The sequence below is a fragment of the Amycolatopsis orientalis DSM 43388 genome, from assembly GCF_000411975.1.
GTDB classification, from domain to species: domain Bacteria; phylum Actinomycetota; class Actinomycetes; order Mycobacteriales; family Pseudonocardiaceae; genus Amycolatopsis; species Amycolatopsis orientalis_D.
Genome location: NZ_ASXG01000065.1, coordinates 1 through 19541 on the forward strand (window position 1 = coordinate 1; position 19541 = coordinate 19541).

The window sequence follows — 19541 nt, forward strand, 5'->3', positions numbered from 1 at the left end:
GCAACCGGCAGCAAGCCCACCAGCCTCCCTCGGCGGCCTGAGGTTGACAGAGGGTGTCTCATCAGCCCTCCTGGACCGCGTATTCGGCGGCCGCGTCGGCGTGCAGACGCAGCCCGTGCCCGGCAGTGGACATCGACGGGGCGACCCGGCCGCCGCTGGGATCGAGGCCGCCGTAGAACAGTTCCCGTTCGATCCGGTCGTGGTCGGCGAACCATTCGAGGTGCCGGAAATTCGGGGTCGCCGCGGCCGCGTGCGCGGACAGATTCGGCGCGCAGTGCGCGGAGACTTCGCGGTTCGCGGCAGCGGCCAGCGCGGCGACGCGACGCCATTCCGTGTAGCCGCCGCACCGCGTCACGTCGACCTGGAGGCAGTCCACCGAAGGCAGCATCCGCGCGAAGTACGGCAGGTCGTAGCCGTATTCGCCGGCCGCGATGTCCGGTCCGTCCGGCGTGCGCAGCTGCGCGAGCCCGGGCAGATCGTCGCTGGACACCGGCTCCTCGAACCAGGTCACGCCGAACTCCCGCAACGTTTTCGCGATCCGGCGGGCCCGGCCGACCGAGTAGCCGCCGTTCGCGTCCACGTACAGCGCGGCGTCGTCCCCGATCGTCTCCCGCGCCAGCCGGACGCGGCCGATGTCGCGGGCGACCGCGGAGCCCCAGGACTCGCCGATCTTGATCTTCACCCGCGGAATGCGCTGCTTGCGGACCCAGTGGTCGAGCTGGGCGACCAGCTCGTCGTCGTCCTGGGAGGTGAAGCCGCCGCTGCCGTAGAGCTCGACCTCGTCGTGCACCCGGCCGAGCAGCCGGCTCAGCGGAACGTCGAGCAGCCGCGCGGCGGCGTCCCAGATCGCGATGTCCACAGCGGACAGCGCACAAGAGACCAGACCGACGCGGCCGAGGTTGCGGATCGCGTGCTGCATGGCGGTCCAGCACGCGGGCGGATCCAGTGCCGGCTTGCCCACGACCGCGGAGGCCAGTTTGCCCTCGATCAGCGGGACGCAGGAGAAATCGGCGTACGTCCAGCCGAGTCCGTCGGCGCCGCCGGCCCGCACCCGGGCCACGACCAGCGTCGTGGAGTCCCAGGCGAGCGTGCCGTCGGCCTCCGGCGAGGGAGTCGGCACCCGGTAGGCGCGCGCGTCGATCCGTTCGATGTGCGGAGCCGCGACGGTCACCGCGACCGTCCGGGCAGGAACTCCTGCAGCTTCGTCTTCGCGCCCTGGAACATCAGGTGGAACGCTTCGGGATCGCCCTTGAGGACCGACTCGGTCACGGATTTCATCTGCTCGAACGTCGCGTGCGGCGGAATCGGCGGCACCTCGGCGTCGCACCGCACGTCGAGCACGGTCGGCCGGTCCGCGGCGAACGCGGTCCGCCACGCCGAAGCGAGGTCGCCCGGCTCGTCCACGTTGACGCCTTCGAGGCCGATGCTGCGCGCGAATCCGGCGTAGTCGACGTCCGGCAGCGACTGCGATTCCTCGAACTTCGGCGCGCCGCCCATCGCCCGCAGCTCCCAGGTGACCTGGTTGAGGTCGTTGTTGTGGAACACGCAGACGATGCACCGCGGGTCCGTCCACAGCCCCTGGTAGCGGGCGATGGTGATCAGCTCGGCCATCCCGTTCATCTGCATCGCGCCGTCGCCGACCAGCGCGATCGCCGGCCGGTCGGGATGCGCGAACTTGGCCCCGATCGCGTACGGCACGCCGGGGCCCATCGTCGCGAGCGTGCCCGACAGCGTGCTGCGGATGCCTTCGCGGATCCGGAGATTGCGCGCGTACCAGTTGGTCGACGAGCCCGAATCGGCGGTGACCATCGCGTCGCCCGGGATCTGCCGGGACAGCTCGTGCACGATCCGCATCGGGTTGACCGGTTTCGCGTCGACCTCCGCTTGCTGGTCCATCGTGGTCCACCAGTCGGCGACGTTCTTCTCGATTTTCTCGCGCCACGAACGGTTTTCGGTCCGGTTCAGCTTCGGCAGCAGGGCGCGCAGGGTCGCCGCGGCGTCGCCGACGAGGTTGACCTCGGTGGGGTAGCGCATGCCGATGAACCGGCCGTCGAGGTCGATCTGCACCGCGCGGGCCTGGCCGTACTCCGGCAGGAACTGGCTGTACGGGAAATTCGAGCCGACGATCAGCAGCGTGTCGCAGTCGCGCATCATCTCGTAGCTCGGCCGGGTGCCCAGCAACCCGATCGCGCCGGTCACGTACGGCAGGTCGTCGGGGAGGACATCCTTGCCCAGCAACGCTTTCGCCACCCCGGCCCCGGTGCGGTCCGCGACCTGCTTCACCTCGTCGACCGCCTTGCGGGCGCCCTGCCCGACGAGGATCGCGACCTTCTCCCCGGCGTTGAGCACGTCGGCGGCCTCGCTGATCGCGGGTTCCGGCGGCACCGGATTGGGCCACGCGGTCCCGGGCGGGCTCGACGGCATCTGCTTGAACGCGTGCTGCGGCGGTTCGTACGGCTCTTCCTGCAGGTCCGCCGGGATGATCAGCGCGGTCGGCGTGCGAGACGCCTGCGCGACCCGGAACGCCCGGTCGAGCGCGTTGGGCAACTGCTCGGCGACGTTCACCTCGATGCAGTACTCGTTCGCCACGTCCCGGTACAGCGCCTGGAGTTCGACTTCCTGCTGGTAGCTGCCGCCCATCGCGGTGCGCGCCGTCTGCCCGACGATCGCGACGACCGGCACGTGGTCGAGTTTCGCGTCGTAAAGCCCGTTCAGCAGGTGGATCGCCCCCGGCCCGGAGGTCGCCATGCACACGCCGACGGCACCGCTGAACTTCGCGTAGCCGACCGCGGAGAAGGCGGCCATCTCCTCGTGCCGGGCCTGGACGAAGCGCGGCTGGTTGTCCGCCTTGCCGAAGGAGGCGACGAGACCGTTGATCCCGTCCCCGGGGTACGCGAACACCTGTTCCACGCCCCAGTCACGCAGCCGCGAAAGCAGGTAATCGCCGACGGTCTCGGTCATGACAAGTCCTCCCGTGCGTTGAGTCTTCCCCGGCTACCCGGAGGCCGGGGGCGTTACACGTCGTCGCGCAGCCCCTGTTCCGGCCCGGTCGCGTTGGTGGTGGTTTCCGCGCCGTCGAGGTGGCGCGCGGTGTTGACGAGCCCGACCATGCTGAAGGCCTGCGGCATGTTTCCCAGCTGCCTTCCGGCGGCCGCGTCGTATTCCTCGCTCAGCAGCCCGACGTCGTTGCGGACCGCCAGCATCTGCTCGAAAACCTCGATGGCTTCCTCGGTGCGGCCGGTGCCGTGCAATGCGTCGGCGAGCCAGAAACTGCACGGCAGGAACGCGCCTTCGCCGCCGCGCAATTCGCTCGTGCGAGGGTCGGCGTCCGGATCGAACCGATGGACGAAACCGTTGCGGGACAGCTCTTTCCGCACCGCGTCGACAGTTCCGCGCACCCGGGGATCGCTGCCGGGGAGGAAGCCGACGCGGGGGATGAGCAGCAAGGCGGCGTCGAGGCCGCGCGAACCGTAGAACTGGGTGAAAGTGTTGCGTTCGGCGTCGAAACCCTCGCGGCAGACTTCTTCGTGAATGCGGTCGCGCAGCGCCCGCCAGCGGTCGACTGGCCCGTCGAGTTCGTGGCGTTCCACCGTGCGGACGGCGCGGTCGACGCCCGCCCACGCCATGACCTTGGAATGCACGAAATGCTGCGGTTCGCCGCGTACTTCCCACAGGCTGCGGTCAGGCTGATCCCAGTGGCTTTCGAGGAAATCGAGCAATCCGCGTTGCAGGTCCCAGGCCGGATGGATCACCGGAAGCCCGGCTTCGCGCACGAGGTGCAGACCGTCGAGCGCTTCGCCCCACACGTCGAGCTGGATCTGCCCGGCCGCGGCGTTCCCGATGCGCACCGGGGCCGAACCGGCGTACCCGTCCAGCCAGTCCAAAGTGGACTCCGGAACCCGGCGGGAACCGTCGAGCCCGTAGAGGACCTGGAGTTGCGCGGGATCCCCCGCCGCCGCGCGCACGAGCCATTCGCGCCACGCTCGCGCCTCGTCCGGATAGCCGGTGCCGACGAGGGCTTGCAGGGTGAAGGTGGCGTCGCGCAGCCAGCAGTAGCGGTAGTCCCAGTTGCGTTCGCCGCCGAGCTTTTCCGGCAGCGACGTCGTGGGCGCGGCGAGGATGCCGCCGGTCGGTTCGTAGGTCAGCGCCTTCAGGGTGATCAGCGCCCGCCGCACCGCGCCGGGCCACCGGCCGTCGTACCGGCAGCGGCTGATCCAGTCCGCCCAGAACCGTTCGGTGTGCGCCAGCGCTTTCTCGGCGTCCGCCGGCTCGGGCCGTTCCTGGTAGGAGGCGTGGTAGGTCAGCACGAACGGCACGCGCTCGCCCTCGGCCACGGTGAACTCGGCCCGCCCCTCGGCGGACACGTCGACCGGCGTGGTCAGCCGGACCGCGTCCGGGCCGGCGACCGCGTCGAATCGTCCGTCGAGATGCCGCATCCAGGGCCGCACCGACCCGTAGTCGAACCGCGGCCGCAGGCAAGTCCGCATCGGGACTCGGCCGCGCAGTCCTTCGACGATCCGGACCAGATCAGCCGCCCCGTCGCGCGGCGGCATGAAATCGAGCACGCGCACGGCACCGTCGGCGGTCTCCCACTCGCTGGCGAGAACGAGGGAATCGCCGACGTAGGCACGGCGGGTCGCCGGTCCGCCGTCCGCGGGCCCGAGCTGCCACACCCCCGCGCTTTCGTCGTGCAGGAGCGCGGCGAAGCACGCGGGGGAGTCGAACCGCGGCAGGCACAGCCACTCGACCGCACCTTCCCGCGACACCAGCGCCGCGGTGTGCAAGTCGCCGAGCAGCGCGTAATCCTCGATCGGGCGCTGGTTCATCGCAGCGGAGTCAGTCCCGGCCGAGCGCCTTCGCCAGTTCCTTCTTGGTCATCGTGGACCGGCCGTGGATATTGCGCTTCTTGGCCTCGTTGTACAGCTGGTCGCGCGTCGGCCCGCCCGGGCCGAGCCGCTTGCCGGAGCGCTGCCCGCCGCGTTTCTGCGGCGATTTGTCCCGCAGCGAAGTCTTGCTCGCGCGGTCCGATTCGCCCGATTGCGCCCGGTTCTTGTTCACCGTGCGGGCGGCGATCTCCTTCGCGCGCTTCTTGCTCGCGCCGCGCTCTTCCTGCGACTCCTCGATGTGCTGGTACTGCCGTTCGCGTTTCGAACTCCAAGCCTGCTGCGGCATCCCAGTCTCCTTCCGCCGTTCTTGATCCCCGGATTGCCCGCGCCGCCGGGACGGAAACATCGCGGTTCGCCGCGGCCGGAACGGGTACCCGGTCGCGAGTGGGACGCGAACAGACTCTCGCCGGACGGCTGCTGGCGCAGCACCTGGTCGCCGGCCGGCTCGAACCAGGGACCGAAATCGGCCTGCGGGTCGATCAGACGCTGACCCAGGACGCCACGGGCACGCTCGTGATGCAGGAACTCGAGGCGCTCGGGCTCGACCGCGCGCGGACCGAGCTGAGCGTCCAGTACGTCGACCACAACCTGCTGCAGGCCGACGAGAAGAACGCCGAGGACCACGCGTACCTGCGCTCCGCGTGCCGCCGGTTCGGGCTGTGGTTCTCCAAGGCGGGCAACGGGGTGTCGCATCCGACGCACATGGAGCGGTTCGGCGTGCCGGGCAAGAGCCTTGCCGGCTCGGATTCGCACACGTGTGCGGCCGGCGCGCTGGGCATGCTCGCCGTCGGCGTCGGCGGCCTCGAGGTGGCGCTGGCCATCGCCGGTGAGCCGCTCTACCTGCGCATGCCGGAGATCTGGGGGATCCGGTTGGAGAACGAGCTGCCGCCGTGGGTCTCGGCGAAGGACGTCGTGCTGGAAATGCTGCGCCGGCACGGCGTGAGCGGAGGACGGCACCGGATCATCGAGTACCACGGGCCGGGCCTGGCCTGCCTGAGCGCGATGGACCGGCACGTGATCGCCAACATGGGCGCCGAGCTGGGGGCGACCGCGACCGTGTTCCCCGCGGACGAGGCGATCCGCGCGTTCCTGCGGGCGGAAGGGCGCGAACACGACTTCCGCGACCTGCGCGCCGGCCGGGACGCTTCCTACGACGTCGAAGACGAGATCGATCTGTCCACTGTGGAGCCGTTGGTGGCGAAGCCGTCTTCGCCGGGCAACGTGGTGCCGGTGCGCGAGGTGTCCGGAACGCCGGTCGGGCAGGTCGTGCTCGGCTCGTCGGCCAACCCCGGGTTCCGGGACTTCGCCGTCGCCGCGGCCGTCGTCCGGGGCAGGCAGACGGCCGATTCGGTCAGCTTCGACGTCAACCCGACGTCGCGGCAGATCCTCGTCGAACTGGCCCGCAGCGGGCACCTCACCGACCTCGTCGCGGCCGGCGCCCGCGTGCACCAGGCGGGCTGCCTCGGCTGCATCGGGATGGGCCAGGCGCCCGCTCCCGGCACGAACTCGCTGCGCACCTTCCCGCGGAACTTCCCCGGCCGGTCCGGCACCGCGGACGACGCGGTGTGGCTGTGCTCGCCGGAGACCGCGGCGGTGTCCGCGCTGACCGGCGTGCTGACCGATCCGCGCGACTACGCCACCGCCCACCACCTCGCGCACCCGCGCGTCGCCGGACCGGCCCGTTCGGCGGCCGACCCGCGCGTCTTCGCCGCTCCGCTGCCCGAGGACGAGGCCCGGCACGAGGAACTGGTGAAGGGGCCGAACGTCGCCGGGCTGCCGGACTTCGACCCGCTGCCGGACGAGATTGAGGGCCCAGTCCTGCTCAAGGCCGGGGACAACGTGTCGACCGACGAGATCTCGCCCGCCGGGGCTCGCGCCCTGCCGTACCGCTCGAACATCCCGAAGCTGGCCGAGTTCACGTTCACCCGGATCGACGAGGACTACCCGAAGCGCGCGGCGGAGGGCTCGGCGCATTTCGTGGTGGCGGGCGAGAACTACGGACAGGGCTCGTCGCGCGAGCACGCCGCGATCACCGCCCGGTACCTGGGCCTGCGCGTGGTGCTGGCCCGCTCGTTCGCCCGGATCCACTGGCAGAACCTGGTCAACTTCGGCGTGCTGCCGCTGGAGTTCGCCGACGCCGAGGACAGCGAGAAGGTCGAGCGCGACGACGTGCTGGCGGTGTCCGGGCTGCACCGGCTGGCCGAGACGGCGGAGTTCGTCGTCCGCAACCGGACCCGGGACGAGGAATACCGCGCGCGGCACCAGTTGTCCCCGCGCCAAGTCGACGTGCTGCTGGCCGGCGGGCGGATCCCGCAGCTGGCGCGGGCGCTGCACTGACGGTGGTCAGGAGGCCTTGAGCGCGGCCTCCAGGTCGTCGCGGGACATCTTCGAGCGGCCCTTGATGTCGCGTTCCTTCGCGAGTTTCTGCAGCTCCGTCTTGGACAGCTCGGACAGGTCCGGAGTGCTCGATTTGCGGCTGTCCGAGCTGCGCGGCTTGCGGCTGCCGCGCACGCTGTTGGCCAGCGCCTCCATGAGGTCGACCACCTTCGTCGGCTGCTCCGGTTCGGCGGCGGGCGTGACGGTGTTGCCGGCCCGCTTGGCCTCGATCAGCTCGTCCACCCGCTCGCGGTAGGTGTCGCGGAACTCCTCAGGCTTCCACGGCTGCGACATCGCGTCGATCAGCTTGACCGCCAGGTCCAGTTCCTTGTCGTTGGTCTTGGCCTTGGCCGGCAGCTGCGGAACGTCTTTCGTGCTGCGCACCTCGGCGGCGTAATGCAGCGTGTTGAGCACGATCACGCCGTCGCCGGCCCGGGCGAGCGCCAGGTGTTCCCGGCCGTGGAAGACGAACTTCGCCACCGCCGCCTTGTCCCGGCGGGCGAGCGCGTCGAGCAGCAGCACGTACGGGCGCTGTGCCTCCTCCTTGGCCGGCGCGAGCCAGTAGGCGCGGTCGAAGTACACCGGGTCGACTTCCTCGAGGTCCACGAAGCTCTCCACCTCGAGCGAGCGCGACCGGCCCGGGGCGATCTCGTCGAGTTCCTTCTGCTCGACCAGCACGTACTCGTCGTCGCCGACCTCCCGGCCGCGGACGATGTCGTCGTAGGGCACCTCGTCGCCGGTCCGCTCGTTGACCCGCCGGTACCGGATGCGGTCCCGCGTTCCGCGCTGGAACTGCGTGAAGTGCACGGCGTGGTCCTCGACCGCTTTGTACATCCGCACCGGGACGTTGACCAGCCCGAACGACAGCGACCCCTGCCAGACCGGACGCATCGGCGCTCCTTCCTCCCTGGTGCCCACCGGGTACCCAGAGCGGGCATCGGGAACACGGCGCCCGTGTAACCGAGGGTGAATCGGGGTAAGTGATCTCCCGATGCGCATAAAACCTCGCGGAAGCCAGTTCTTCCAGCTGCTCGCGGACGCGGCCGCGAACCTCGTCACCGCCACCGCGCTCCTGCGGGAACTCACCGAGGCCGCGCCCCCGGACCGGGAGGCCGTCGCGGCCCGGCTGCACGAGGTCGAACACGCCGGCGACGACCTGACCCACACCATCATGGTCGAGCTGAACAGCACGTTCGTCACGCCGTTCGACCGCGAGGACATCCAGGCGCTGGCCGCGCGGATCGACGACGTCCTCGACTTCCTGGACACCGCCGCCGACCTCGCCGTGCTCTACCGGCTCGACAAGTTCCCGCCGGGCACCGACGGGATGCTGCGGGTGCTGTGCCGCGCCGCGGAACTGACCGCCGAGTCCATGCCGGGGCTCGCGAAGGTCGGCGAGCTGTCGCCGTACTGGATCGAGATCAACGCGCTGGAGAACGAGGCCGACCACACCTACCGGCGGATGCTCGCCGACCTCTTCCGGCCCGGGGCCGACGCGCTCGAGGTGCTCAAGGCGAAGGAAGTCGTCGAACAGTTCGAACTGGCGGCCGACGGCTTCGAGCACGTCGCGGACGTGGTGCAGACCATCGCGGTCAAGGAGTCCTGAGTGGACAGCACCGCCGCGCTGGTCGCCGTCGTGGTGCTGACGGTCTTCTTCGACTACACCAATGGTTTCCACGACGCGGCCAACGCGATCGCCAGCGCGGTTTCGACCCGGGCGCTCCCGCTGCGCACCGCGCTCGTGCTGGCCGCGGTGATGAACCTGGCCGGAGCGCTGCTGTCGACCGGGATCGCCGCGACCGTCGCGAAAGGAATCATCGACGTCCCGGCCGGCCCGGGTGCGCTGACCGTGGTGCTCGCCGCGCTGGTCGGCGCGATCGCGTGGAACCTCGTGACCTGGTATTTCGGCCTGCCGTCCTCGTCGTCGCATTCGCTGATCGGCGGCATGGTCGGGGCGGCGCTGGCCGCGGCGAGCACCGTGCACTGGACCGGCATCGTGGAGAAAGTGCTGGTGCCGATGGTCGCGTCGCCGCTGCTCGGGCTCGGGCTCGGCTACGCGGCGATGGTGGCGGTGCTCTGGCTGCTGCGACGGAGGAATCCGCACCGCAGCGGCCGGGTGTTCCGGCGGCTGCAGATCGTGTCGGCCTCGGCGCTGGCGCTCGGACACGGGTTGCAGGACGCGCAGAAGGGGATGGGCGTGCTCGTCCTGGCGCTGATCGCGGCGGGTAAACAGGACACCTTCGCGGTACCGCTGTGGGTGACGCTGGTGTGCGCCGGGGCGCTGTCGCTCGGCACGTGCTCGGGCGGCATGCGGATCATGCGGACGCTCGGCCGCCGGGTGTTTCCGCTCGACCCGCCGCACGGGTTCGTCGCGGAATCGGTCGGGGCGTCGGTGCTGTACTTGACCGCTTTCGCCGTGAAGGCCCCCATCTCGACCACGCACGTGATCACGGCGGCGGTGATGGGCGTGGGGGCGACGAGGCGGCTTTCGGCGGTGCGGTGGGGGATCGCGCGGGACATCGTGCTGGGCTGGGTGCTGACGTTCCCGGCGGCGGCGGGGGTTGCCGCGCTGGTGTTTTGGGCGTTGTCGGCGGTGGGCTGATCAGCCGGGGAGCAGGGCGAGGACTTCGTTGTCCTTGGTGGGGCTGAAGTCCGCGTAGAACTCGCCGACGGCATGGAATTCCCGCGGGGTTTCCAGGCAGGTGACTTCGTCTGCCTCGCGGGCGAGTTTGTCCACTGCGGACAGTGCGCCGACGGGGGCGGCGAAAACCAGCCGCTGCGGCGCGTGTGACCGCACCGCCCGCAGCGCGGCGATCGCGGTCCCGCCGGTGGCTACGCCGTCGTCGACCACCACCACGTCGTGTCCTGCCGGGGAGCGCGGGGCGCGCTCGCCCAGATAGCGGCGTACCTGGTCCCGGGCCTCGGTACGGGCGTCCTCGACCTGCCGGGACAGGTCGTCCGGCGTCAGCCCGAGCGCGCGCAGCCCGGTGCGGTCGAAGTACGGCGGCCCGTCCGCCGTGACCGCGCCGAGCCCGAGTTCCGGCCGTCCTGGCGCACCGATTTTGCGGGCGACCAGCAGCTCCAGCGGCGCGTCCAGCTCTCGCGCGACGGGGGCGGCGACCGGCAGCCCGCCGCGGGCGAGCCCGAAGACCAGCGGGTCGGCCCACTCCCGGCGGCCCAAGGCGGCGGCCAGCTGGGCGCCAGCGTCGGCACGGTTCCGGAACGGTTTCACCGGCGGCCCTTCTTCGGGGCGCGGCGCAGCATTTTCTCGGCAATCGTCAGGCCAGCGGCGATGGCACCGGGATAACGCCGGAGCGCTGGACTGCCTTTCGCCTGCTTGCCTCGCTTCCCGCGCGAGTCCTTGGTCGTCGTGCGGCGTACCAGCTCTCCGACGGCGAGGACGGACGCGGTGAGCCCGGCCGCCACCGCGCCGTGGTGGCGGCTCAGCACCGGCTGGATGTCGTGTGCTTTCGCCTGCTCGTCGAACTCGCCGTGCGCGCCGTAGTCGAACCCGCGCGGGCCGTCCGCCGGTTCCCACAGGTTCGCGGGCTGGCCCGGCCGCTGGGGCTGGCCGGTTTGCTGCGCGCCGAAGCCGGTGCGGGCGAGGTACCGGTCGAGCAGGCCGGGCGCGACGGCGTTGGCCAGCAAGGTGGCGGCGGTGCTCGTGCCGACCCAGTACTCGCGGCGGCGCGGGTGGTCGGCGGCGTGCAGCACCGCGCGGGCGGCGAGCTCGGGCTGGTAGATCGGCGGGACCGGCTGGGCGTGCTCGGGCAGGCGGGACAGCAGCCAGCTGAACTGCGGCGTGTTGACCGCGGGCAGTTGCACCATGGTCGTGCGGATTCCGCTGTGCTCGTGGAGAAGTTCGCAGCGCAGCGCTTCGTTGAAGCCCTGGATGGCGTGCTTGGCCCCGCAGTACGCGCTCTGCAGCGGGATTCCGCGATACGCGAGCGCCGAGCCGACCTGGACGATCGTGCCCGTGTCCCGGGGTTTCATCCGCTTGAGCGCGGCCATCGTGCCGTGCACGAACCCGAGGTAGGTCACTTCGGTGACCCGGCGGTATTCCTCCGGCTTGACGTCGGCGAACCGGGCGAACACCGAGCTGAACGCGACGTTCACCCAGACGTCGATCGGCCCGAGTTCCTCCTCGGCACGGGTCGCGGCGGCGTCGACCTGGGCGAATTCGGCCACGTCCGTCGGCAGCTCCAGGGGCGTGCCCCCGGCTTCCCGGACCTCCTGCGCCGCGGCGGCGAGCCCCTTCTCGCCCCGCGCGAGCAAGGCGACTTTCGCTCCGCGGCTTCCGTAGGCCCGGGCGACCGCCCGGCCCACTCCGGCGCTGGCCCCGGTGACGACTACGACGGGCGGCATGGAACTCCTTTCCCCGGACCGGAAGTCCGGCGAGTCGGCGGTCGCAGACCCTCGTGGCGGGCGACGTGCCCGCACCCCGCGATCGCCGCCGGCACGAAGCCGTGCGGCGCCTTCGGCGGATAGGCGGGCTTGGGCACGGCCACCCCGAGTGCACGATGGCGCGCCGAAGAAGCGCAGTGCCCACGCGCACGCCGGTGGCGAGCAGCTGTCGCCTGCGCCGGCTGCCAGTGCGCGGCCATCGCCTGCTCCCTTCCGCCTGGCCGACGGCTTACCCGCTCCTGGCCAGGCCAAACGGAAACGGCGCAAGCGTCCGGTTTGCCCGGGAAGCGCGAGGGTAACCGGGCGGGCGAGCGCACCCGCCGGGAATCGGCGGGCCTCGTCGGAGGGAGCACGAGATGAGCAGGCTGCTGGTGGACCCGGAGAGCGCGACCGTCCCTTGTGGACAATGCGGCCGCGAGGCGGTGCACGTGGGCAGGCTGGTCCAGGAGGACGGGACGCCGGTCAGCCACGCGGTGGTGTGCACGGTCTGCCGGGCGCATCGGCCCGGGCCGGGACTGGGGGAAACGCGCCGTCCCCGGCTGGCCGTGTTGTCGCGGCCGGCCGACGGCTGACGCTCGGGGCCGTCATCCGCCCCGGGGCAGCTTCGGTGGTCGCGCTGTGGAGGTCCGTGAAGGGCTCCTTGAAGGAAGCCGATTCCCTCAAGGAGCCCTTCACGGACGGCGGAGCGGGGAATCCGGCACGCGCCCAGCTGCCCTCGGGCTCCCGGTACGGCTCTCAGTGGTCGGTGAGGGGTCCTTCACGGACGTCAGCGGGCACGTGCCGGGACCCGGGGCGGTGGCTGGGCTTCCGGCTCAGCCGATGCCTAGTACGGGCTCCGGCTGAGCCGGGAATCCGGCACGCGCCCAGCTGCCCCGGGCTCCCGGCACGATTCTCAGTGGTCGGCGAGGGGTCCTTCACGGACGTCAGCGAGCACGTGCCGGGACCCGGTGCGGCGGCTGGGATTCCGGCTCAGTCGATGCCGAGCACGGACTCCGCGGTGGTCCAGTTGGTGAGCATGGCGTGCTGGGCGTCGGCGAGGGTCGCTTTCCCCGCGCAGACCGCCTTCTTCACCGCGTTCTCGACGGAATCCTTGCTGTAGGAGTTCTGCTCGCCGTCGTGCGGTTCCGGCCAGAGGTTCTTCGGGTCCTTCGGCGCGCCGCCCAGTTCCAGCGGCAGGAAGTGGTCCTCCTCGTAGGAGCTGAGCGACGTGTCGGAGTAGCCGTAGTCGATGATGCCCTGCTTCTTCAGCTGGTTGGTGTAGGTCGTCGGCGGGCGGATGGTGGCCGTCCAGCCGGGGACGCAGATCGTGTCGCCGATGGTGTCCTGGGTGACGTCCGGATTGGTCGCTCCGGGCGTGCAGGCCGGATCGGGCAGCGGAAGATAGGACTGGGAGCATTTCGCGGCGAGGGTGTGCGGAACCGCGGCGTGCGCGGCCGGGGCGGCCACGACGAGCGAACCGGCCAGAATGGCGGCGGGCGCGGCGAAACGGGCGAGTCGGGACATGGAAATCTCCTCCCTGGAACACGGTCGCGCCAGGGTCTGCCGAGTCCGGGCAATCGCACCACCTACCTTCGAAGGAATGTGTGAAGAATTAACCGGGTGCTCAACTTGTCGGCCGACAAAATGCGCAAGGTGGACGTAAATCCGGTGCGTGGGCGCGGGGACGATCCGAATACGCGGCGCAAGCCGGGTGAACCGGACTCATCTGCTTGATCCGCCAGTATTCGGTCGTACCGGACGGGTTCCGCGAGCGGCAGCCGGATGCTTGGAAAGGTTCTTCGGAACTGTTTCCGGTCGGTTTTTATGCGCCTTCCGGGCGAACTGGAGAAAAGATGATGGAATCGAGTCGCGCTGCGCCGTTCGGTTGAACGTGGTGAAGTCGAGGTATCCATTCCGCCCCTTTGTGCGACCTTTTTCGTGAACGTCGCCGGAATTGATCTTTTCGGGCGGAATTCCCGGGGGTGAACGATGAGCGAACCGGAAGGGCCGGAGTCCGGCGAGGGACGGGCCGAGGGCGCGGAAAGCGGCCCGGCGGGCGAAAGCGCGCCCGCCGAACCGGGAATGGGGTACGAGATTCCGATCGGGACGCCGGTTCCGGCCGCCGAGATGGAGCGGCTGAAGGCGGCCGCGCGGCGGCACCGCGATCGGGAGGAGGAGGCCGACGCCCCGGCACGGGCCGGCGACGAGGCCGCGGAGGAAGAGGGTGATCACCGTGATGCCTGAAGCGCAGGTGCTCGAGGGCCAGGCCGGCGAAACGGCCGGGGGAGCGTCGCGGGAGATGGCGGATCTGACGGTCGGCGAATTGCTCGCCGAGCCGCCGTCGCCGGAGAGGTCGCCGTTGTTCGCGCAACGGTTCCCGGTTCCGGTCGAGGAGTACGACCAGCTGAAGACGAGCGCGCGGGAGCACGGCGCGGAAGCGCTGGCGCCCGGGGACGCGTCCGACGTCCAGCTGGACGAGGAAGCGGCGGCGGAGCCGTCGGAGGAGAATCCGCCGGAGGACGAGATCGCCGAGGGGCTGGCCCCGGCGGCGTCGGCGAGTTTCGAGGGGATTTCGCAGACCGCGTTCCGGCCGCCGGACTGCACGGTCGCGGTCGGTCCGAAGCAGGTGATGGCCGCGGTCAACGTGGACCTGGTCGGCTACGACAAGACTGGCCTGCAACAGTTCCGGTGGGCCAACTTCACCGCGATGTTCAACCCGGTGCTGCCCGCCGGGGCGCAGCTTTTCGACCCGAAACTGGCCTACGACCACTACACCGGCCGGTGGATCGTCTGCATCGCCGGCCGCCGGGCGAACCCGCAGGGATCCTGGATCCTGCTCGGCGTCTCGCAGACCGGCGACCCGGCGGGCGCGTACTGGATCTGGAGCACCGACGCGACCGTGAACGGCTCCACCGCGACCGGCAACTGGTCGGACTACCCGATGCTGGGCTTCGACACCCAGGCGATTTACGTGTCCACCAACCAATTCGCCTTCGGCGGCGGATTCGCCCACGCGAAACTGCGGATCTTCAACAAGGCGGAGCTGTACGGCGGCGGGGTCGGCGGCAGCCACACCATCCGCTGGTGGGACTTCTGGGGCCTGAAGAACCCGGACGGCAGCGCCGCGTTCTCCGTGCAGCCGTGCTGCCATTTCCAAGGCGTGGGCGGGAATCCGCGGGCGTACCTGGTGAACTCGCTGTTCCCGTCGGGATCGAGCCTGACCCTCTGGACGCTGTCGAATCCGCTCGGGCTGTGGTCCGGCGGCGCACCGGCCCTCGCCGCGACCTCGGTCGCCTGCCGCGGCTACAACCTGCCGCCCGGCGCGGTGCAAAAGGACGGCGGGACAACACGAATCGCCACGAACGACACCCGGTTGCTCAACGCGGTCTTCCAGGCGGCGGGCCGCACTCAGCGGTTGTGGACGACGCACACGTCCGCGTACAGCTGGCCGGGCGACACGGAGGCGCGATCAGTGGTGCAGTGGTACGAGATCGACGTGCCCAGCCACACGATCGCCCAGCAAGGCGCGTTCGGCGCACCCAGCAGGCACTACTTCTTCCCGGTGATCCAGACCGACCTTTCCCGCAACGCCCACGTGGCGTTCGGCCGGTCCGCTGCCGACGAGTACGGGCACTTCCGCCAGACCGGCCGGCTGGCCACCGACCCGCCGGGCACGTTGCAGGGCAGCGCTTCGGTGATCGCCGGGCAGAGCGCCTACACCGGCGGCCGATGGGGCGACTACTTCGGCATCGGCCGGGACCCGTCGGATTCCCGGACCGTCTGGAGCTACGGCGAATACGCCGGCGCGGGCAACACCTGGCGGACCCGCCTCAACGCGGCGAAGTACTGAGAGCAGGGAGGGTGTCATGAACACTGCACGAAAGCTCCGGATCGCGGCGGAGGCCGTGCTCGCGGTGCTCAGTGCCGTCGCGCTGGTGCTGACGCTGACGGTCCCGGACTGGATCGAGCGCACGACGGGCGCGTCCCCGGACGGCGGGGGCGGCGAAGCCGAATGGCTGCTGACGGCGGGCGCGTGCGTGGCGACCGTGTTGTTCGCCGGGTTGGCCACCTGGGAGTGGCGGCGTTCGCGGATCGCGTGACCGGCGGGCTTGTGGCGGCCCATGAGGGGACGCTGGGGGAATTTGAATTTCCCCAGCGTCCCCGCACGACCTGCGGCTGCACTCCGCGCTGTCCGGGGGCAATTCCTCGTAGGCGATCGAGCACCGGCCCGCGGGCAGGGAATCAGGCGAGGTCCTCCAGCGGGACCTCGGGGTCGGCCAGCCGCTCCGGGTCGACGGCAGTGCCGGAGCGGATGAGGGCCTTGATCGGGTCCGTGACGTCCCAGACGTTGACGTTCATCCCGGCCAGGACGTGGTTGTCCTTGAGCCAGAAGGCGATGAACTCGCGCCCGGGCACGTCGCCGCGGAAGACGACGCGGTCGTGGCCCTCGATGGTGCCCAGGTATTCCATGCCGAGGTCGTACTGGTCAGTGAAGAAGTACGGAAGCTCGTCGTAGGACTCCTCCTTGCCGAGCATCCCGGCCGCCGCGACCGCGGGCTGGTTGAGCGCGTTCGCCCAGTGCTCGACGCGCAGGTGCTTGCCGAGGAACGGGTGGTAGGCGTTCGCGACGTCGCCGGCGGCGAAGATGTCCGGGTCGCTCGTGCGCAGGCTCGCGTCGGTGACCACGCCGTTGTCGACGCGGAGGCCGGCCGCCTCGGCCAGTTCGACGTTCGGCTTCGCGCCGATCCCGGCCAGGACCGCGTCGGCTTCGAGGACGCTGCCGTCGCCGAGCCGGATCCGCTTGCCCTGGCCGCCGTTGCTGATGTGCTCGACCTGGACGCCGAGCCGCAGGTCGACGCCGTGCGCGCGGTGCAGGTCGGCGAACACCGGGGCGACCTGCGGGCCGAGCGCGGTGATCAGCGGCAGGTCGAGCGCCTCGACCACGGTGACCTCCAGCCCGGCCTGGCGCGCGGCGGCGGTCGCCTCGAGGCCGATCCAGCCGCCGCCGACGACCACCAGCTTCGAGGCGCTGCCGAACAGCTCCTTGAGCCGGTCGGAGTCCTCGATCCGGCGCAGGTAGTAGATCCCCGCGGCGTCCGGCAGCTGGCGCGGGCTGGCGCCGGTGGCCAGCAGCAGCTTGTCGTAGCCGAGGCTGGTGCCGTCGTCGAGCGTCACCTGCTTCTCGTCGCGCGAGATCGCCGTCGCCTTGACGCCCTGGCGCAGTTCGACGTTCTTCTCCGCGTACCACGCGGCGTCGTGCACCTGGAAGCTCTCGGCCTCCGCGTTGCCCATGAGGTAGTCCTTCGAGAGCGGCGGACGCTCGTAGGGCAGGTGCCGCTCGTCGCCGACGATCGTGATCTTCCCGTCGAAACCCTTGTCGCGCAACGCTTCCGCGGCCTTGGCCCCGGCCAGTCCGGCTCCGATGATGACGAACGACGAGGTCACTGGCGAACTCCTTCGGTGCGGGGACGACGGGAGTACTTATATCACTAGCGAAGTTTGGTCTTATTCGGCTGCCCGGTCAAGCTTCGCTGATCAGAGGTACCCCATGGAGACACCGCCTACCCGTCAGGGTGTTACTTCACCCGTACCCGCCTCCGCTGTAACCGCCCCCGCTGTATCCGCCCGTGCCGGTGCCCGCGGGGGCGGACGCGGTGATCGCGGCGCCGTCCGCGGCGACCATCCACCACAGCCCGCCGTTGAGGTTCAGGCCCTGGCCGTTGGTCTGCCCGGCGGAATGGTCGCCGACGTACCGGTACAGCGGGTGTCCGCCGAGGGTTTCCTGCTTCGAACCGTCCGGCCGGGTGATGGCGCCGACGCCCCCCTGGGTCGCCCCGGTGAGCGGGGTGCCCGCCGCGACCGGGGGCCAGTAGGTCGCGCAGCTCGCGGTGCAGGCGGATTGACCGTCGTGGTCCGCGGCGAACAGGTAGATCGTGTCGCCCTTGCTGTCGGTCACATGCGTCGGCGCGGCGGGCGGGGCGGACGTGGCCGTGCTCGTGCTCCCGCCGCTGCCGCACGCGGCGGCGAGCAAGCCCACCGCGGCCAGCAGTCCGAAAGTCCTTGGGGTTGCCAGAGTTCTGCGAGTCATCCCAGCCTCCAACGGTGCGTGGGTGATGCCCTTCCCTCGACACGCGCCCGGCGCCGGAACGGTTCAGGTCGATATCTCGAGGGGCGCCCGCGGCTGGACGGGAGAGACCCCGGCCCGTACGGTATGGCAAGGCTAACCTTAGTAACTCTCCGAGGAGGACCCATGCCAGAGCGTGCGCTCGACCGGGCCGTCCCGTTCGTGCTCGGCCTGTTCCGGATCGTCGTCGGGCTGCTGTTCGCGGCCCACGGCGCGGCGGCGCTGTTCGGCGTTTTCGGCGGCGGCCCGGCGGGCGGAACCGTGGCCTTCGGCGTGTGGCCGTCCTGGTACGCCGCGGTGATCCAGCTGGCGGGCGGCCTCCTGGTCGTCTTCGGCCTCGTTACCCGGATCGCGGCACTGCTCGCGTCCGGCTCGATGGCGTACGCCTACTTCGTCGTCCACCAGCCCGACGGCCTGCTGCCGCTGCAGAACAAGGGAGAGCCGGCGGCGCTGTTCTGCTGGGCTTTCCTGCTGCTCGTCTTCACCGGCCCGGGCGCGCTCGCGCTCGACGGGTTGTTCCGGAAGCAGCCACGCGGAGCCGGACGGGCGGGCGTCGAGCCCCGTGGCGTGCTGGGTGCGTTCCCGGGCAACCCCGGCGCGGGCGACTGACGCGGCGCCGCATTCGAGGGACTGGTTAGACGGTGCTGGCGGCGCGTGACCACTGGGCGGCCAGCCGCGCGGCGTCGCGGGCGCGGTTCAGGTCGACCCCGGCGCGGGCGACCAGCCGGAGCCGGGAGATGCCGTCCGGGACGCTCGGCGGACGGAAGCAGCCGACGACGATGTCCTGTTCGTACAGGTGGTTCGCGGCCGCGACGGCCTGGTCCGGAGAGTCGGCGGGAATCGACTGCACCGCGCCCGGCGCTCGCGAAACCCCTGCGGCGTCGGCGATCGCGGCCGCGGCGCGGTGCAGGTCCGCAACGCGCGAAGGCTCGGCCGCGATGATCCGGCACGCTTCCGCCGCACTCGCCGCCGCGGCGGGAGCGAGGCCGGTGTCGAAGATGAACGTGCGCGCCGTGTTGACCAGATGTTCGCGCAGCAGCGGCGATCCCAGCACCGCGCCGCCCTGTGCGCCCAGCGCTTTCGACAACGTGGCAGTCACCGCGACGTGCGGCGCGCCCGCGAGGCCGGCCGCGTGCACCGCACCCCGGCCATTGCCCGCGACGCCGATGCCGTGTGCCTCGTCGACCACCAAGAAGGCGTCGTATTCCGCGCACAATGCCGCGGTGCGAACCAGGTCCGTGGCATCGCCGAGCACCGAATAGATCGACTCCACCACCACGATCGCCCGCTCTTGCGATCGCTCGCGCAGCAGCTGCGCGAGCGTTTCCAAGTCGCCGTGCGGGCAGATCGCGACGGGGGAGCGGGACAGCCGCGCGCCGTCGATCAGCGACGCGTGGATGTGCGCGTCGGTGATCAGCAGTGTGTCCGGCGAACCGAGCGCGGTGATGACGCCGATGTTCGCCGTGTAGCCACTGGAAAACCCGAGCGCGGCCGGTTGCCCGGTGAGACTGGCCAGCTCGCGCTCCAGCTCGGTGTGACACGGTGTGGTGCCGGTGACGACTCGGGACGCGCCCGCCCCCGCGCCGTACTTCTCGACGGCCCGGACGGCGGCGGCACGCAGCCTCGGATCGGTGCTGAGGCTGAGGTAATCGTTCGACGCGAGGTCCAATGTGGACGCTCGCGGATGCCGCCGGTCGTCGGTCCGCCGGACGAGACCGGCGACGCGCCGGTCCCGCTCGGCGGCGGTCAGCCAGTCGTGCATCGACACCATG

19 protein-coding genes are annotated in these 19541 nt (G+C 70.8%); 8 read left to right on the forward strand and 11 right to left on the reverse strand.

Annotated elements, in window-relative coordinates:
- Nucleotides 1–61 precede the first annotated feature (61 nt).
- From L942_RS11340 to L942_RS11355, 4 genes are read right to left on the reverse strand one after another with little or no spacing between them, the layout of a single operon-like run.
- Nucleotides 62–1171, reverse strand: a complete 1110-nt coding sequence (locus tag L942_RS11340; protein WP_037358632.1) for an enolase C-terminal domain-like protein — start codon at nucleotides 1169–1171, stop codon at nucleotides 62–64.
- Nucleotides 1168–2961, reverse strand: a complete 1794-nt coding sequence (locus L942_RS11345; RefSeq protein WP_037358635.1) for a thiamine pyrophosphate-requiring protein — start codon at nucleotides 2959–2961, stop codon at nucleotides 1168–1170. The genes L942_RS11340 and L942_RS11345 overlap by 4 nt, the downstream gene beginning before the upstream one ends.
- Before the next feature lie 53 nt (nucleotides 2962–3014).
- Complete coding sequence (locus L942_RS11350; protein WP_037358638.1) at nucleotides 3015–4826, reverse strand: glycoside hydrolase family 15 protein; 1812 nt, start codon at nucleotides 4824–4826, stop codon at nucleotides 3015–3017.
- A 10-nt stretch (nucleotides 4827–4836) separates the two neighbouring features.
- The gene (locus tag L942_RS11355; RefSeq protein ID WP_037358640.1) at nucleotides 4837–5172 is read right to left on the reverse strand and encodes a hypothetical protein; all 336 of its coding nucleotides are present in this window, start codon (nucleotides 5170–5172) and stop codon (nucleotides 4837–4839) included.
- A 98-nt stretch (nucleotides 5173–5270) separates the two neighbouring features.
- On the opposite strand from L942_RS11355, the gene L942_RS11360 reads away from it, so the two are divergent.
- Nucleotides 5271–7223 (forward strand): aconitate hydratase, encoded by a 1953-nt coding sequence (locus tag L942_RS11360; protein ID WP_037358643.1) that lies wholly within the window; start codon nucleotides 5271–5273, stop codon nucleotides 7221–7223.
- A 6-nt stretch (nucleotides 7224–7229) separates the two neighbouring features.
- Here L942_RS11360 and ku read toward each other — a convergent pair whose 3' ends face one another.
- Nucleotides 7230–8153 carry a non-homologous end joining protein Ku gene (gene ku, locus L942_RS11365; RefSeq protein WP_037358645.1) on the reverse strand — a complete coding sequence of 308 codons (924 nt, stop codon included), beginning with the start codon at nucleotides 8151–8153 and terminating at the stop codon, nucleotides 7230–7232.
- Between the two features lie 100 nt (nucleotides 8154–8253).
- Here ku and L942_RS11370 point away from each other — a divergent pair, with 100 nt between their 5' ends.
- Together L942_RS11370 and L942_RS11375 are read left to right on the forward strand one after the other, a co-directional pair.
- Nucleotides 8254–8868, forward strand: a complete 615-nt coding sequence (locus L942_RS11370; protein ID WP_037358652.1) for a DUF47 domain-containing protein — start codon at nucleotides 8254–8256, stop codon at nucleotides 8866–8868.
- The gene (locus L942_RS11375) at nucleotides 8869–9864 is read left to right on the forward strand and encodes an inorganic phosphate transporter (protein ID WP_037358658.1); all 996 of its coding nucleotides are present in this window, start codon (nucleotides 8869–8871) and stop codon (nucleotides 9862–9864) included.
- Here the strand turns inward: L942_RS11375 and L942_RS11380 are convergent, their stop codons facing one another.
- Nucleotides 9865–10494: a phosphoribosyltransferase gene (locus tag L942_RS11380; protein ID WP_037358661.1), complete on the reverse strand. Its 630-nt coding sequence runs from the start codon at nucleotides 10492–10494 to the stop codon at nucleotides 9865–9867.
- Nucleotides 10491–11627 carry an SDR family oxidoreductase gene (locus tag L942_RS11385; RefSeq protein ID WP_037358664.1) on the reverse strand — a complete coding sequence of 379 codons (1137 nt, stop codon included), beginning with the start codon at nucleotides 11625–11627 and terminating at the stop codon, nucleotides 10491–10493. The genes L942_RS11380 and L942_RS11385 overlap by 4 nt, the downstream gene beginning before the upstream one ends.
- 395 nt (nucleotides 11628–12022) lie before the next feature.
- On the opposite strand from L942_RS11385, the gene L942_RS11390 reads away from it, so the two are divergent.
- On the forward strand, nucleotides 12023–12238 hold the full coding sequence (locus L942_RS11390) for a hypothetical protein (protein WP_037358666.1): 216 nt from the start codon (nucleotides 12023–12025) through the stop codon (nucleotides 12236–12238).
- 397 nt (nucleotides 12239–12635) lie between these two features.
- Here L942_RS11390 and L942_RS11395 read toward each other — a convergent pair whose 3' ends face one another.
- Nucleotides 12636–13169, reverse strand: coding sequence for a hypothetical protein (locus tag L942_RS11395; protein WP_037358669.1), 534 nt, complete (start codon nucleotides 13167–13169; stop codon nucleotides 12636–12638).
- Nucleotides 13170–13634: 465 nt separating this feature from the next.
- On the opposite strand from L942_RS11395, the gene L942_RS11400 reads away from it, so the two are divergent.
- The 3 genes from L942_RS11400 to L942_RS11410 are packed head-to-tail and all read left to right on the forward strand — an operon-like array spanning nucleotide 13635 to nucleotide 15745.
- On the forward strand, nucleotides 13635–13889 hold the full coding sequence (locus L942_RS11400) for a hypothetical protein (RefSeq protein ID WP_037358672.1): 255 nt from the start codon (nucleotides 13635–13637) through the stop codon (nucleotides 13887–13889).
- Nucleotides 13882–15495 carry a hypothetical protein gene (locus L942_RS11405; protein ID WP_235079039.1) on the forward strand — a complete coding sequence of 538 codons (1614 nt, stop codon included), beginning with the start codon at nucleotides 13882–13884 and terminating at the stop codon, nucleotides 15493–15495. The genes L942_RS11400 and L942_RS11405 overlap by 8 nt, the downstream gene beginning before the upstream one ends.
- A 16-nt stretch (nucleotides 15496–15511) precedes the next feature.
- Nucleotides 15512–15745 (forward strand): hypothetical protein, encoded by a 234-nt coding sequence (locus tag L942_RS11410; RefSeq protein WP_037358678.1) that lies wholly within the window; start codon nucleotides 15512–15514, stop codon nucleotides 15743–15745.
- 142 nt (nucleotides 15746–15887) lie between these two features.
- Here L942_RS11410 and L942_RS11415 read toward each other — a convergent pair whose 3' ends face one another.
- A complete protein-coding gene (locus L942_RS11415) occupies nucleotides 15888–17090 on the reverse strand; it encodes an NAD(P)/FAD-dependent oxidoreductase (RefSeq protein ID WP_037358681.1) in 1203 nt (400 codons plus the stop codon).
- Nucleotides 17091–17226: 136 nt separating this feature from the next.
- Nucleotides 17227–17733: a COG4315 family predicted lipoprotein gene (locus tag L942_RS11420; protein WP_037358683.1), complete on the reverse strand. Its 507-nt coding sequence runs from the start codon at nucleotides 17731–17733 to the stop codon at nucleotides 17227–17229.
- A 162-nt stretch (nucleotides 17734–17895) separates the two neighbouring features.
- On the opposite strand from L942_RS11420, the gene L942_RS11425 reads away from it, so the two are divergent.
- On the forward strand, nucleotides 17896–18378 hold the full coding sequence (locus L942_RS11425; RefSeq protein WP_037358686.1) for a DoxX family protein: 483 nt from the start codon (nucleotides 17896–17898) through the stop codon (nucleotides 18376–18378).
- Between the two features lie 25 nt (nucleotides 18379–18403).
- Here L942_RS11425 and L942_RS11430 read toward each other — a convergent pair whose 3' ends face one another.
- A complete protein-coding gene (locus L942_RS11430) occupies nucleotides 18404–19540 on the reverse strand; it encodes an 8-amino-7-oxononanoate synthase (RefSeq protein ID WP_037358727.1) in 1137 nt (378 codons plus the stop codon).
- Between the last annotated feature and the right edge of the window lies 1 nt (nucleotide 19541).